The 13,991-nt window shown below is 70.0% G+C and carries 13 protein-coding genes; 6 read left to right on the top strand and 7 right to left on the bottom strand.

Translation table 11 applies throughout. The features are described 5' to 3' along the window. The first annotated feature begins 172 nt into the window (after nt 1-172). On the top strand, nt 173-793 hold the full coding sequence (locus AB8Z75_RS18960; RefSeq protein ID WP_173871204.1) for a DUF47 family protein: 621 nt from the start codon (nt 173-175) through the stop codon (nt 791-793). 6 nt (nt 794-799) lie between these two features. Beyond that, nucleotides 800-1,795: an anion permease gene (locus AB8Z75_RS18955; protein ID WP_369203508.1), complete on the top strand. Its 996-nt coding sequence runs from the start codon at nt 800-802 to the stop codon at nt 1,793-1,795. Between the two features lie 155 nt (nt 1,796-1,950). Here the strand turns inward: AB8Z75_RS18955 and pstB are convergent, their stop codons facing one another. The 4 genes from pstB to pstS all read right to left on the bottom strand — a co-directional run bounded on the left by pstB (nt 1,951) and on the right by pstS (nt 6,258). Further along, nucleotides 1,951-2,727, bottom strand: coding sequence for a phosphate ABC transporter ATP-binding protein PstB (gene pstB, locus AB8Z75_RS18950; protein WP_369203506.1), 777 nt, complete (start codon nt 2,725-2,727; stop codon nt 1,951-1,953). Between the two features lie 13 nt (nt 2,728-2,740). After that, nucleotides 2,741-3,823, bottom strand: a complete 1,083-nt coding sequence (gene pstA, locus AB8Z75_RS18945; protein ID WP_369203505.1) for a phosphate ABC transporter permease PstA — start codon at nt 3,821-3,823, stop codon at nt 2,741-2,743. Continuing rightward, on the bottom strand, nt 3,820-4,806 hold the full coding sequence (gene pstC, locus AB8Z75_RS18940; RefSeq protein WP_369203503.1) for a phosphate ABC transporter permease subunit PstC: 987 nt from the start codon (nt 4,804-4,806) through the stop codon (nt 3,820-3,822). Before pstC ends, pstA begins: the two co-directional genes overlap by 4 nt. Before the next feature lie 327 nt (nt 4,807-5,133). Next, nucleotides 5,134-6,258, bottom strand: a complete 1,125-nt coding sequence (pstS, locus tag AB8Z75_RS18935; RefSeq protein WP_369203501.1) for a phosphate ABC transporter substrate-binding protein PstS — start codon at nt 6,256-6,258, stop codon at nt 5,134-5,136. A gap of 321 nt (nt 6,259-6,579) precedes the next feature. Between pstS and AB8Z75_RS18930 the strand changes: the two genes are divergently transcribed. Beyond that, entirely contained in the window at nt 6,580-7,758 is a 1,179-nt protein-coding gene (locus AB8Z75_RS18930) for an NlpC/P60 family protein (RefSeq protein WP_369203499.1), read from the top strand. Nucleotides 7,759-8,057: 299 nt separating this feature from the next. Beyond that, on the top strand, nt 8,058-9,605 hold the full coding sequence (locus AB8Z75_RS18925) for a SpoIIE family protein phosphatase (protein WP_369203497.1): 1,548 nt from the start codon (nt 8,058-8,060) through the stop codon (nt 9,603-9,605). 224 nt (nt 9,606-9,829) lie between these two features. On the opposite strand, the gene AB8Z75_RS18920 is transcribed toward AB8Z75_RS18925, so the two are convergent. From AB8Z75_RS18920 to AB8Z75_RS18910, 3 genes are all read right to left on the bottom strand, one after another. After that, nucleotides 9,830-10,192, bottom strand: a complete 363-nt coding sequence (locus tag AB8Z75_RS18920; protein WP_369203510.1) for a DUF2516 family protein — start codon at nt 10,190-10,192, stop codon at nt 9,830-9,832. A 139-nt stretch (nt 10,193-10,331) separates the two neighbouring features. Beyond that, the gene (locus AB8Z75_RS18915) at nt 10,332-11,033 is read right to left on the bottom strand and encodes a hypothetical protein (protein WP_369203495.1); all 702 of its coding nucleotides are present in this window, start codon (nt 11,031-11,033) and stop codon (nt 10,332-10,334) included. A 272-nt stretch (nt 11,034-11,305) separates the two neighbouring features. Next, nucleotides 11,306-11,695, bottom strand: a complete 390-nt coding sequence (locus AB8Z75_RS18910) for a helix-turn-helix domain-containing protein (protein ID WP_369203493.1) — start codon at nt 11,693-11,695, stop codon at nt 11,306-11,308. A 445-nt stretch (nt 11,696-12,140) separates the two neighbouring features. Here AB8Z75_RS18910 and AB8Z75_RS18905 point away from each other — a divergent pair, with 445 nt between their 5' ends. Further along, nucleotides 12,141-12,650: an aldo/keto reductase gene (locus AB8Z75_RS18905; RefSeq protein ID WP_369203491.1), complete on the top strand. Its 510-nt coding sequence runs from the start codon at nt 12,141-12,143 to the stop codon at nt 12,648-12,650. 7 nt (nt 12,651-12,657) lie between these two features. Further along, complete coding sequence (locus tag AB8Z75_RS18900; RefSeq protein WP_369203489.1) at nt 12,658-13,956, top strand: MerR family transcriptional regulator; 1,299 nt, start codon at nt 12,658-12,660, stop codon at nt 13,954-13,956. Nucleotides 13,957-13,991 lie beyond the last annotated feature (35 nt).

The following is a 13,991-nucleotide window of genomic DNA, read 5'->3' as shown; positions in this document are numbered from 1 at the left end:
GCCGTGGCACCGGGGCCCTTATACCCCTAGCGGGTATATGATACCGGACTTCTCCGAGCCCGCTTCAGCGCGCGGGCTGACATGGGTGACACTGGGGGGACGCCGGTTCGCTGTGGCCGGATGATGCGCCTAGCATCAACGAGACCGTCATCGAGGCATCCGAGGACCCCCAGTGCGCTTTCGTCTGACCCCCAGGGAGACGAGCTTCTACGACATGTTCGCGGCCTCCGCGGACAACATCGTGACCGGCTCGAAACTCCTCATGGAACTGCTCGGGGCGGATTCCTCCGCGCGAACCGAGATCTCCGAGAGGATGCGCGCGGCGGAGCACGCGGGGGACGACGCGACGCACGCGATCTTCCACCAGCTCAACTCCTCCTTCATCACCCCGTTCGACCGCGAGGACATCTACAACCTGGCCTCCTCCCTCGACGACATCATGGACTTCATGGAGGAGGCCGTCGACCTCGTCGTCCTCTACCAGATCGAGGAGTTGCCCAAGGGGGTCGAACAGCAGATCGAGGTGCTGTCGCGGGCCGCCGAACTGACGGCCGAGGCCATGCCGAACCTGCGGACCATGGACAACCTCACCGAGTACTGGATCGAGGTCAACCGGCTGGAGAATCAGGCCGACCAGATCCACCGCAAGCTGCTCGCCCACCTGTTCAACGGCAAGTACGACGCGATCGAGGTCATGAAGCTCAAGCAGGTCGTCGACGTGCTCGAGGAGGCGGCGGACGCCTTCGAACACGTGGCCAACACCGTCGAGACCATCGCGGTCAAGGAGTCCTGACGCTCCGTGGACACCTTCGCTCTGATCGTGACCGTCGGTGTCGCGCTCGGATTCACGTACACGAACGGCTTCCACGACTCCGCGAACGCCATCGCGACGTCGGTCTCCACCCGGGCGCTCACCCCGCGCGCGGCACTGGCCATGGCCGCGGTGATGAACCTCGCGGGCGCCTTCCTCGGCAGCGGAGTCGCCAAGACCGTCAGTGAGGGGCTGATCGTCACCCCGCACGGCGAGGCGGGGATGGGCATCCTGTTCGCCGCGCTCGTCGGCGCCATCGCCTGGAACCTGGTCACCTGGTACTTCGGTCTTCCCTCCTCCTCCAGCCACGCCCTGTTCGGCGGCATGGTCGGCGCGGCGCTGGCCGGCGGCATCACCGTGTTCTGGTCCGGCGTGGTCGAGAAGATCGTCCTGCCGATGTTCCTCTCGCCCATCGTCGGCCTGCTCCTCGGCTACCTGGTGATGTGCGTCATCCTGTGGCTCTTCCGCAAGTCCAACCCCCACCGGGCCAAGCGCGGGTTCCGTATCGCGCAGACCGTCTCCGCGGCGGGCATGGCGCTGGGCCACGGTCTCCAGGACGCGCAGAAGACCATGGGCGTCGTCGTCATGGCGCTCACCATCGCCGACGTGCAGCAGCACAACGAGATCCCCGTCTGGGTCAAGATCGTGTGTGCCGCCACGCTGTCGCTGGGCACCTACGCGGGCGGCTGGCGCATCATGCGGACGCTGGGCCGGCGCATCATCGAGCTGGACCCGCCGCAGGGGTTCGCCGCGGAGACCACCGCGGCGTCCGTGATGTACAGCGCGTCCTTCATGTTCCACGCCCCCATCTCCACCACGCACGTGATCACCTCGGCGATCATGGGTGTCGGTGCGACGAAGAGGGTCAGCGCGGTGCGCTGGGGGGTCGCGAAGAACATCATCATGGGCTGGTTCATCACCATGCCGGCCGCCGCCGTCGTCGCCGCGCTCATCTTCTGGGCGGTCAAACTCGTCTTCGGCTGACCCCCCCTCCGTCAGACATCTGTGCCCTGCCCCCTTCCGGTTCGTCCGAGGGGGCAGGGCACAGACGTGTCTGACGGAGGAGCGGGGCGGGGGCGAGGAAGAAGCCCGCGGTGGCACCGCCATGCAGCACCGCGGGCAGCTCAGGGGGCTCGGGATCACCCGAAGCGGCCGGAGATGTAGTCCTCCGTGGCCTGGACGGACGGGTTGGAGAAGATGCGCTCGGTGTCGTCGATCTCGACGAGCTTCCCCGGAGCGCCCACCTCCGCGAGGTTGAAGAAGGCGGTGCGGTCGGAGACCCGCGCCGCCTGCTGCATGTTGTGCGTCACGATCACGATGGTGAACTGCGACGTGAGCTCCCCGATGAGGTCCTCGATGGCGAGGGTGGAGATCGGGTCGAGGGCCGAGCAGGGCTCGTCCATCAGCAGCACCTGGGGTTCGACGGCGATGGCCCGCGCGATGCACAGCCGCTGCTGCTGGCCGCCGGAGAGGCCGGAGCCCGGCCGGTTGAGCCGGTCCTTGACCTCGTTCCACAGGTTGGCGCCCTTGAGGGACTTCTCGACGATCCCGTCGAGTTCGCTCTTCTTGTGGTCGCCGTTGAGCCGCAGGCCCGCCGCCACGTTGTCGTAGATGGACATCGTGGGGAACGGGTTGGGCCGCTGGAAGACCATGCCGATGGTGCGGCGCACGGAGACCGGATCGACGCCGGTGCCGTACAGGTCCTCGTCGTCGAGCATCACCTTGCCCTCGACCCGCCCGCCGGGGGTGACCTCGTGCATGCGGTTGAGAGTGCGCAGGAAGGTGGACTTGCCGCAGCCCGAGGGGCCGATGAAGGCGGTGACGGAGCGCGGTTCGACGGTCATGGAGATGTCGTCGATGGCGCGGAAGGTGCCGTAGTAGGCGGAAAGGCCGCTGACGTCGATGCGTTTGGCCACGGGAATCACTCCCTTAGTGCTTGGGGGCCTTCCAGCGGGCGATGCCGCGGGCGACCAGGTTGAGGATCATGACGAAGGCGATCAGTACGAGGGCGGCTGCCCAGGCGCGGTCGTAGGAGGGCTCGTTGCCGTTGGCCCACTGCTCGTAGACGTAGTACGGCAGGGAGGACTGAGCGCCTTCGAAGGGGTTGCCGTTGATCGAGGCCGAGCCGAAGACCAGCAGCAGGATGGGGGCCGACTCGCCGGCGATGCGGGCGACGGCCAGCATGATGCCGGTGGTGATGCCGCCGATCGCGGTCGGCAGGACGACCTTGAGGATGGTCCGCCACTTCGGCACGCCGAGCGCCAGTGACGCCTCGCGCAGCTCGTTGGGGACGAGCTTGAGCATCTCCTCCGTCGAGCGCACGACGATCGGCATCATCAGGATGGCCAGCGACATGGCACCGGCGAAACCGGAGTAGCCGAAGTCGAGGATGATGATCCAGAACGAGAGGATGAACAGGCCGGCGACGATGGAGGGGATGCCGGTCATGACGTCCACGAAGAAGGTGACGGCCTTGGCGAGCCGCCCGGTGCCGTACTCGACGAGGTAGATCGCGGTCAGCAGCCCGACGGGCGCGGCGATCAGCGTGGCGAGGCCGACCTGTTCGAGGGTGCCGATCAGCGCGTGGTAGATCCCGCCGCCGGGCTCCATGGTGATGACGCCGTTCATGGAGTGGGTCAGGAAGTACCCGTCGAGCACCTTGACGCCCCGCGCCACCGTCTCCCAGATGAGGGAGGCGAGCGGGATGACGGCCAGCAGGAAGCAGACCCAGATGAAGCTGGTGGCCAGCCGGTCCTTGGCCTGCCGGGTGCCCTCGACGGCGCCGGCGAGGACGGCGGTGAGGCCGACGTAGAGCAGGGCGGCGATCAGCCCCCACTGGACGCGGCTGTCCAGCCCGGCCACCAGGCCGATACCGATGCCGAGTGCGGCGGCGACGGCGGCCAGGCCGAGCGGGGCCCAGCGCGGCAGCCGGGGCTGGCGCAGGGAGGAGGGGAGGGGCGAGGCGTCGACGGGGGCGGCGTCGGCCACCTCGGCCATGACGGGCTGGCTCATGCGTTCGCTCCCGAGTACTCCTTGCGGCGCGCGATGATCAGCCGGGCCGCGCCGTTGACCAGCAGGGTGATGACGAACAGGACGAGACCCGAGGCGATCAGCGCGTCCCGTCCGGTGGCGCCGGCCTCCTTGAAGCCGGCGGCGATGTTCTGTGCGAACGTGCCGCCGCCGGGCTGGAGCAGGCTGGCGTGGATGAGGAAGCTGGGGGAGAGCACCGTGGCGACGGCCATCGTCTCGCCCAGCGCGCGGCCGAGACCGAGCATGGAGGCGCTGATGACGCCGGAGCGGCCGAAGGGCAGCACCGACATGCGGATGACCTCCCACCGGGTCGCGCCCAGGGCGAGGGCCGCCTCCTCGTGCATCTTGGGCGCCTGCCGGAAGACCTCGCGGGAGACGTTGGTGACGATCGGCAGGATCATGATCGCGAGCAGGATGCCGGCCGTGAACAGGGAGCGGGCGGCGCCGCCCTCATAGGTGAGGATGCCGCTCCACCCGAAGTAGTCGTCCAGCCACTCGTACAGACCGCTCAGGTGCGGGACGAGGAAGAGTGCGCCCCACAGGCCGTAGACGATGGAGGGGACGGCCGCCAGCAGGTCGATGACGTAGCCGAGAGGGGTCGCCAGTTTGCGCGGCGCGTAGTGCGAGATGAACAGCGCGATGCCCACGGCCACGGGGACGGCGACGATCATCGCGATGAGCGAGCTGACGACGGTGCCGAAGGCGAGGACGGCGATGCCGAAGCGCGGCGGCGTCGCGTTGGCGTCCCACTCGAAGGCGGTGAGGAAGTTGGCCTCGTCGGCTTGGATGGCGAGTGCGGCGCGCCAGGTGAGGAAGACAGCGATCGCGGCCATGATCGCCAGGAGGGTGATGCCGGAGCCCCGGGAGAGGCCGAGGAATATTCGGTCACCCTTCCGGGTGGCGCCCTTCAAGGTGACCGCGGGGTCCGCGGGTTCCGCTGTCGCGGGTGGGTTATCGGTAGCCATGGTTTCTCCGGTCTGACTGGTGCGGGCCGCCGCGCTCGGCGTGGGTGCGCGGAGTGGCCCTTCGGCGGTGCACCGGATCGTTCAGCGTTCCGTGCATGTGCGGATATATGGGGCACGGATCGCCGGGGTGGAGGGGGCGGCGGTGCGTGCGGCACCGCCGCCGCACCCTCCGACAGGCCTACGTCTGGCCTACTTCTGGCCTACGCCAGGCCCACTTCTGGCCTACTTCTGGCCTACGCCAGGCCCACTTCTGGCCTACTTCTGGCCTCCTGGGGCTGTTCCAGGCCTCCTGGGACCTGTTCGAGGCCTCTGGGGCCTGTTCCAGGTCTACTTCAGGCCGTCGATGGTCGAGCGGACCTTGGTGATGATCTCTTCGGGGATCGGGGCGTAGCCCTTCTCCGCGAGGGCCTTCTGGCCGTCCTCGCTCGCGGTGTACTTCAGGAAGGACTTCGTCGCGGCCAGCGTCTCCTTCTTGTTGCCCTGGTCGCAGACGATCTCGTACGTCGCCAGGACGATCGGGTAGGCGCCCTCGGCCTCGGTCTTGTAGTTCAGCTCCAGCGCGAGGTCCTTGCCCTGGCCGACGACCTTGGCGTCGGCGATCGCCTTGGAGGCGTTGCCCGTGGTGGCCTCGACGGGCTCCTTGGCGCCGGTGTCCAGCTTGACCGTGTTCAGGTCGTTCCCGGTAGCGTAGGACAGTTCGGCGTAGCCGATGGCGCCGTCGTTCTGCTTGACGTTGGTGGCGATCCCGGAGGAACCGTCGGCGCCCTGGCCGCCCTTGCCGGCCCACGCCTTGGCGGGCTCGTGCTTCCAGGAGCCGGGGGCCGCGGAGTTCAGGTACTTGGTGAAGTTGTCGGTGGTGCCCGACTCGTCGGAGCGGTGGAAGGCCTGGATCTTGGTGCTCGGCAGCTTCGCGTCCGGGTTCAGCTTCTTGATGGCCGGGTCGTTCCACTTGGTGATCTTCGAGTCGAAGATCTTGGCCAGCGTGTCGGCGTCCAGCACCAGGTCGTCGACGCCGTCGAGGTTGTACGTGACGGCGATCGGGCCGCCGACCATCGGCAGGTCGATGGCCTGGCCGCCCTTGCAGACCTTCTTGGACTTGGCGACCTCGTCCGGCTCGAGCGCCGAGTCGGAGCCCGCGAAGGCCGTCTTGCCCTGGAGGAACTCCTGGATGCCCGCGCCCGAGCCGGTGGGCTTGTAGTTGAGCTGCGTGGTGTCGCACGCGGACTGGTAGGTCTGCGTCCACACGTCCATGGCGTTCTTCTGGGCGCTGGATCCCGAGGCGAGCAGCTTGCCCTCGCCGTCGCAGGTGATGTTGCCGGCGGCCTTGCTGGTCTCGCTGCCGGAACCGCCGGAGTTGTCGTCCGAGCCGCAGGCGCTCAGGACCAGGGCGCCACACACCGTGAGAGCGCCGACAGCTGCGGTGCGGAGCCGGCTCGTGCGCTGAAGCTTCACTGTCGTTCAGTTCCTTCCTGGGCCCGGGAGCGACGGCCGGCCGGCCGTCGGGCTCTCTGGCTATGGGGCGCGTTCCCTGTCGTGGAGGGTGCCGCGCTCTTCGTAAGGCCGAAATTAGACAGATCAGGTGAAGCGGCCGACGGAGCTGAGTGAACGCCGAGTGAACCTCGGCGGTCAGCCCGGTGCCCTCCAGGGCCACGGGCCCGGGCGGGGCGGCCCGTTTGATACTCGTCAGTACATTCCTCTGTTGTCTTTCGGACCGGCATGGCACTATCCGCTCCACTGGCCCCAGTTGACCATACGGAAATGGGGGTGGCCCGGGTGAGACGGCCGCTGATCAGCTCGACCCTCCCGTCGTCCGGACGGCACGGCCCGCTCGTCGTGGCCTGCGCCCTGATGCTGCTGGCGGGGCCCGCGCTCGGTACCGCCCACGCCGATCCGGAACGGCCGGGGAAGGACGGCTCCGGGGCGGGCTCCGCGTCCGGTTCCGGGTCCGGATCCGGTTCGGGTTCCGGATCCGGTGCGGATTCCGCGTCCGGTGCGGATTCCGGAGGGCGGGCCGGTGAGCCGAACCTGGAGGAGATCCGCAAGGACATCGAGCGGCTGCACGACAAGGCGGAGTCCGCGACGGACGCGTACAACGCCGCCGAGTCCGCCACCAAGAAGCAGCAGAAGCGGATCGTCAAGCTCGCCAAGCGGATCGACACCACCCAGGGCAAGCTCGACTCCCTCCACGACACGGCGGGCGCCATGGCACGCGCCCAGTACCGCAACGGCGGCGTGCCGCCGGCGGCGAAGCTGATGCTGGGGGACGACCCGGAGGACTTCCTGCGCGGACTCTCCCTCACGCACAAGGGCCAGCAGGCCACCCGCTCCTTCATCGGCACCCTCACCGAGACCCGCTCCCAGCTCCGCGGCGACGCCAAGGACGCCTCCGACGCGTGGCAGAAGCTGGAGAAGACGCGCAAGAAGAAGGCCGCCGCGAAGAAGAAGATCACCGGTCAGCTGAAGAAGGCGAAGAAGATCGAGGCCGGTCTCAAGGAGGAGGAGCGCGAGCGGCTGCGCGAGCTGGAGGACGAGGCGGCCAAGGCGCAGCAGGCGAAGTGGCTGAAGTCCGGAGTGCTGGACGGCCTTGACGGCAAGGCGTCACCGGCCGGGCGACGCGCCATCGAGTGGGCCACCAAACAGATCGGCAAGGACTACGTGTGGGGAGCCGAGGGCCCCTCGACCTTCGACTGCTCGGGCCTGACGATGCGCGCCTGGGAGGCCGCGGGCGTGCGCATCCCCCGCACCTCCCAGGAGCAGTGGAAGCAGCTGCCGCACGTGCCGGTCGACAGGATGCGCCCCGGCGACCTGATCATCTACAAGAAGGACGCCAGTCACGTGGGGATCTACGTCGGTGACGGTGCGCTGCTGCACGCGCCGCGCACCGGTCGGCAGATCACCGTCGAGGGGGCGGGCTCCATGCCGATCCTGGGTGTGGTACGTCCCGACAAGTGAGACCGATCCGACCTCTTCGGGCGTTTCCTTTTGCGCTTTTCGCGGCTTTTTGCGCGTGAGCTTGGTCATGTACCGGCCACGGAAAACGGCTCCGGCCTGCGGCGAACTCCCGCACCGCCGAGGGCATATGACAGGGATGGGCCCCGGCGGGCCATTCCGTCGGCGCAGCCGGGGGCGCTAAGGTCCCTCCGGAGAGCCCGGGATGACGAGCGCCCGACCACCGCGCGCCGTTCCGGGCCGAGCCATGGTGGCCGCCGCACGGCGTGCACCACGCCCTCGGGGGAGGGAGAGGTTTCAGCATGCCCGCAAGCGCGCCCGCGGCCGGAACTGCGGCGCAGTCCGCCGATGTACCGGCCCAGCAGGCCGCGCCGGGAACCGGCGGCAGCCTGACCCTGCTGGTCATCGAGGACGACCCGGCGGGGTCGGTGAGCGTGCCCCGCATGCTCGACGCCTACGGCAAGCCCGTGCGCGTCCGCACGGCACGCAACCTCACCGAGGCCGCACGACTGCTCACCGACGACGTCCACTGCATCCTGCTCGACCTCGCGCTGCCGTGCGAGGACCGGTGCGAGGAGCGGGCGGAGGACCGGCGCGGGGAGCGGGCGGAGGAYCGGCGCGGGGAGCGGGCGGAGGGCCGGCGCGGGGAGCGGCGCGAAGGAGGGCGCGAGCAGCGGCCCGGGCACCGGCGCGAAGAGGCGCGCGGGGCGCGCGGGGCGCGCGAGGCGCGCGAGGAGCGCCTGGGTGGCGAAAGATCCGCTCCCGCTGACGGTTTCGCCGCGGGGGCGCCCACCGCGGGACGGGGGCCTGCGACGGCCCCGACTCCCGCGGAGGAGCCGCCGCCGGACGCCCCGGCCGAACCCGACGAACTGCACATCCTGCGTCGGGTCCTGCGCATGGCACCGCGCCACGCGGTGCTGGCGCTCACCGACGGCAGCGACGCCGAACGGGCCGCGGACGCCGTACGGGTCGGCGCACAGGACTACCTCTTCCGCGACGAACTCGACGGCAGGCTGCTCACCCGCGCCATCCGCTACGCCGTCGCCCGCAAACGCGCCGACCTGGCACAACGCCAGCTGACCGAGACGAGGCTGCGGGCCCAGGAGAACGCCAGGCTGGAGCGCGGCCTGCTGCCCAGGCCGATCCTGGAAGGCAGCGAACTGCGGTTCGCCGCGCGCTACCGTCCGGGCCGCTCCCGCGCCCTGCTGGGCGGCGACTTCTACGACACCGTCCGCACCCCCGACGGCACCGTCCACGCCATGATCGGCGACGTGTGCGGCCACGGCCCCGACGAGGCCGCCCTCGGCGTCGAGCTGCGCATCGCCTGGCGCGCCCTCACCTTCGCGGGACTGTGCGGGGACGCCCTGCTGAGCACCCTGCAGAAGGTGCTGGAGAACGAACGGGCCAGCGAGGAGATCTTCGCGACCCTGTGCACCGTCGACATCTCCTCCGACGGCCGCAGCGCCGGCGTCTGCCTGGCAGGCCACCCCTCGCCCCTGTTCGCGGGCGGAGCGGGGGCGGCACCCCGACTGCTGCCGTACGACGAGAGCGGGCCGGCGCTCGGACTGCTCCCGCACGCACGCTGGCCGCGCCGGCAGGTCACCCTGGGGCGCGCCTGGAGCCTGATGATGTACACGGACGGCCTGATCGAGGGGCGCGTGGACGAGGGCCGTACGGACAGCAGGGAGCGGCTCGGCCAACAGGGCATGCTCGACATCGTGACCCGCCGGCTGGCCGAGGGCGCCAGTGGCGAGCGGCTGCTGGAGGCGACGATGACCGAGGTCCGCCGCCTCAACGGCGGCGAACTGACCGACGACGTGGCAGTCCTTCTCCTGGACCGCTCCCGCTGACCCGCCCCGACGGAAGCCCGCTCGTGACACGGCTCACGGCTTGTGACGAGGTGCACGGCTTGTGACGAGGTGCGCGGCCTGTGGCGAGGCGTGCGGCCTGTGGCGAGGCGTGCGGCCTGTGACGACGTGCACGGCCTGTGGCGAGGCGGCACCGCCTGTGGCGAGGCGTGCGGGGGCGGGTCAGCGAGGGCGGTCCTGCTCCGCCCGGACTGCCGCTTCCGATGTCACCGGCCGTTGAAGGGACCGTACGGACCGTCGCTGCTGCTGCCTCCCCGGCGGCGGCCCCAGCCGCGGCCACGGCTCGGTCCGTTGCCCATGACCTGCTTCAGGGCGGGGCGCACATCGACGATGTACACGATCGTGGCGATCAGGCCGATGATCTGCAGCAGGAAGAAGGGGATCTGCAGGACGTTCACCAGGGCAGTGAGGCCCAGAACGATCAGCCAGAACGGCTTGGTCTGCTTGCCCGCGGCGCGGTAGGCGTCCTCCCGCCGCAGCGCGCTGTCCACGAAGGCGAACACCGCCAGGGCGAGCAGCACGACGCTGATCAGCGCCATGACGGTGAGCTGGAAGCCGTCGAACAACATCGTGCTCACACTCCCGGTCGGTCTCGGACCCGTGTCTTCCTCTTGCGGGCGGCTGTGCCGCCACCGTACCCCAGCACAGGGGGAACGAGCCGGGCCCGCGCAAGGTGCCCGGCTCGTTCCCTTCCCGTGCCCATGCGGCTCAGGACTCGCTCTTCGGCGTCGGCTTCCGGGCCGCCGGGGTCTTGCGAGCCGTACCCGTCTTGGCGCTGCCGTTCTTGCCACCGGCGGCCTTGGTGCGCGTGCCGGTCCCGGCGGCGCCGTTGTCTGCCGTCTCGCCTCCAGCCGTGGCAGGCGTCGTGGACGTCGTAGCTGTCTTGGGCGTCGCAGCCGACACGTCCGACGGGTCCGTCGCGTCCGTCGCGTCCGACGCGGAGCGCGCAGCGGGAGCCTTGCCCGCGGGGGCCTCCTCGGCCGGCGGCTCGGCGATCTTCACGGCCTGGGCGGGCTCGCGCTCCACGGTCACCTCGGTGGCCTTGGTCTCGTCGCCCTCGCCTCGCCAGTTCTTGACGGCCTCACGACCGCGCACGGCCAGCTCGTCGTAGGCCTCGCGCGCCTTGACCGCGTACTCGGCGGCGAAGCCGACGCCCTGGAGCGCGAAGTGCTGGGCCTGCTCGCGGAGCTTCTTGATGTCGGTGTCGATTCCGCTGAGGGTCTCGCTGACCTTGGCCTGCGTCTCCTTGGCCTGCTGGGTGAGCTTCGCCTGCACTTCCTTGGGGTCCGTCTCACGGACCGAGGCGAGGGCCTGCGGCGCCTCTTCACGGATCTTGTCGACGACACCCGCGGCGAAGTAGAGCGGCGTCGGGTCGGTGAGGGACTTGCGCAGGTCGTTCGCGATGGGCATGAGGGTACGCCTTTCGTGGCTGAACTCGCGTGACGGTGCGGCCGGTTGCCGCCCGCCGTGACTGATCCGCACGTGTGCGGTTGTTCCGGCGCGCCGGTGCCTGCTCCCGCGCTCCGGTGCTCTCCTGATCCGGTGACCCGGTGCTCTCGTTCTCCGGTTCTCCGGCTCACCGGTGACCCGGTGCTCGGAAGCGTTGGAGCTGCCGTGCTCGGGAGCGTGCATCGCGCCGGTCGGTCGTTGCGCTCTGTGCTGATTGTGGGGTTCGGGTGGGCTTACTCCGCGGACCCGGCGCTCGGCGGGTCCGCCGCCCGTTGCTGTGCGTTCTCCTTGCGGAAGGACTCGTAGATCTGGAGCAGCGCCTGCTTCTGCTGTTCGTTGATCGAGGAGTCCGCGAGGATGGCGGCCGGCACCTGCAACAGGTCCTCGCGGTCCCGCTCGTCGAGAATCCCGGCCTGCACGTACAGCGTCTCCGCCGAGATCCGCAGGGCCTTGGCCAGTTGCTGCAGGATCTCCGCGCTCGGCTTGCGCAGGCCGCGCTCGATCTGGCTCAGATACGGGTTTGAGACATCGGCGGCCTCGGCGAGCTGCCGCAACGACAGCTTCGCGTTGCGCCGTTGTTCCCGCAGGAACTCGCCGAGGTTCCCGACATTGAGCGAGGCCATGTCCCCAGACTGCACCCGCCCGCTAACTTTTGCAAGCAACTTGCTTGCAAGTGTCGCTGCGAGGGGCGGGTGCTCGCGTGTGGCCTCCCGCGCGAGCTGTCACGTTTCAGCGCTTGCTGTCACTGCTGTGCCGCAGGGAGGCCGCGGGTAGGGGCGCCGTCGCGAGCGCCGCGGTACCGCCGCCGGGGCCAGCGGAATCCGTTGGTGGTCGAGCGGTGATCGGTCGTGGTGACGGACCCGCGAGGGCGGTTTGCCCCGGGGGGGGGCTGAGTAGTGACCCGCGCGCTCGGCCGAGAAGTGACAGCTGGTTATTCGCCACCACTGGGTTCTCGGGTACGCGAGGCCGAAACGGTCGAACCTGACAGGGCGCACATGCCCTACGTCTCCGCACTGCGGGCCGGGCCTACTTGGGTGAGAGCACACTCCAACTCCTAGGTTCGGCAGCGTGCGATACGTCAAACTCGGGATGACCGGACTGCAAGTCTCCGCCATCGCCCTCGGCTGCATGAGCTTCGGCGAGCCGGACCGGGGCGGCGAGCCCTGGTCGCTGGGCGCGGACGCCAGCCGGGACATCATCAAGCAGGCCCTCGAGAGCGGCGTCAACTTCCTGGACACGGCCAATGGGTACAGCGCCGGAAGCAGCGAGGAGCAGGACCACTACAACCTCATCCACCGGGAAGCAGAGCGGGAGATGCTCCCGCTCTGCGCCGACCAGGGCATCGGCGTGCTCCCGTGGAGCCCGCTGGCGCGGGGCAGGCTGACGCGGGCCCGGGAGACCGCCACGGCGCGTGCCGAGACCGACGCGGGCGGAAGGATCCTCTACCGCGACGGGGACCAGGCAGTGGCCGAGCGCGTCCACGAGATCGCGGGTAGGGGCGTTGACCTTCCCCCAGGGGAAAACCACAGCATCGGCAGGGCCGGGCGCGGTGCCCGGTTCGAGAGGGAGGTCGGGTGAGGTGGGCATGGGTCTGCTGACCATCGGAGCCTTCGCCAAGGCGTCACGACTGTCGCCGAAAGCCCTGCGGCTGTACGACGAACTCGGGCTGCTGACGCCCGAGAGGGTGGACCCGGTCAGTGGCTACCGCCTCTACGCGCCCGCACAGTTGGAGCGGGCCAGGCTGGTCGCCTGGCTGCGGCGCCTCGGCATGCCACTTGCCCGTATCCGACGCGTGTGCGAGCTGGCGGAGTCGGACCGGGACGGCACCGGGAGACCCGGCTACCCCGGGAGCCCGGGGGGCTCGTCCGGATCCGCCGCGCGCGAGGTGCGGGCCTACTGGGCCGCGGTGGAGGGGGAGACCGCCGCCCGCCGCGATCTGGCCACCTTCCTCATCGACCACCTGTCAGGGAAGGACGGTCTCGACATGACCGAGCAGAACGAGTCGACCGAGAACATCCGGTGGCGCGTGTCGGATGCCCCGTCGCCGACGGCACCCGTCCCGCTGGGTATCCGCTACGCGGCGCTGACCGACGCCGGACGCGTACGCGGGAGCAACCAGGACACGGCGTACGCGGGGGAGCGGCTGCTGGCCGTCGCGGACGGTTTCGGCGCCGGGGGCGGCACGGCGAGCGCCGCCGCCGTCGAGGTCTTGAAACGGCTGGAAACCGACGCCGTCGCCGCCTCGGCCGGGGAACTTCTCAACCTCCTCGACGACGCCGTGAGCGCGGCCGGCCGCGCCGTTCACGGTGCCGCGGCGGGCGGCGACGCGCCGCACGAGAGCGGCACCACCCTCACCGCTGCCCTGTGGACCGGTTCCCGGCTGGCTCTCGTGCACATCGGGGACTCCCGCGCGTACCTGCTGCGGGACGGCGGGCTGTTCCAGATCACCCACGACCACACGGTCGTGCAGACGATGATCGACGAGGGCCGCCTCAGCCGCGAAGAGGCCGTCTCCCACCCGCAGCGTGCGCTGTTGGTGCGCGCCCTGACCGGCGGCGGCGAGACGGCGGCAGGCGCGGAGAGGGGTGCGGAGAGGGAAGCAGGCAGGGACGCGTCGGTGAGTGGGGTGACCCCGAGCGCACAGCTGCGCCTCCACGACGTCCGTCCTGGTGACCGGTACCTGCTCTGCTCGGACGGGCTCTCCGCGGTGGTTCCCACCGCACGCGTGCGGGAGACGTTGAGCGCGGTCGCCGACCCGGACGGCGCGGTCCGCACCCTGGTCGGGCTCGCCAATGAGGCGGGCGGCCCGGACAACGTGAGCTGCGTGGTGGCGGATGTGGTGGCGGATGTGGTGGCGGGCGTGAGGGGTGCTGCCGACGGGTGACGGTGACCGCCACGTTCCGCCGGGCCGTTCRCSAC

The sequence above is a fragment of the Streptomyces sp. PU-14G genome (assembly GCF_041028275.1).
GTDB lineage: Bacteria > Actinomycetota > Actinomycetes > Streptomycetales > Streptomycetaceae > Streptomyces.
The sequence above is the reverse complement of the archived record's forward strand: the minus strand, read 5'-3'. Positions and strand labels throughout refer to the sequence as shown.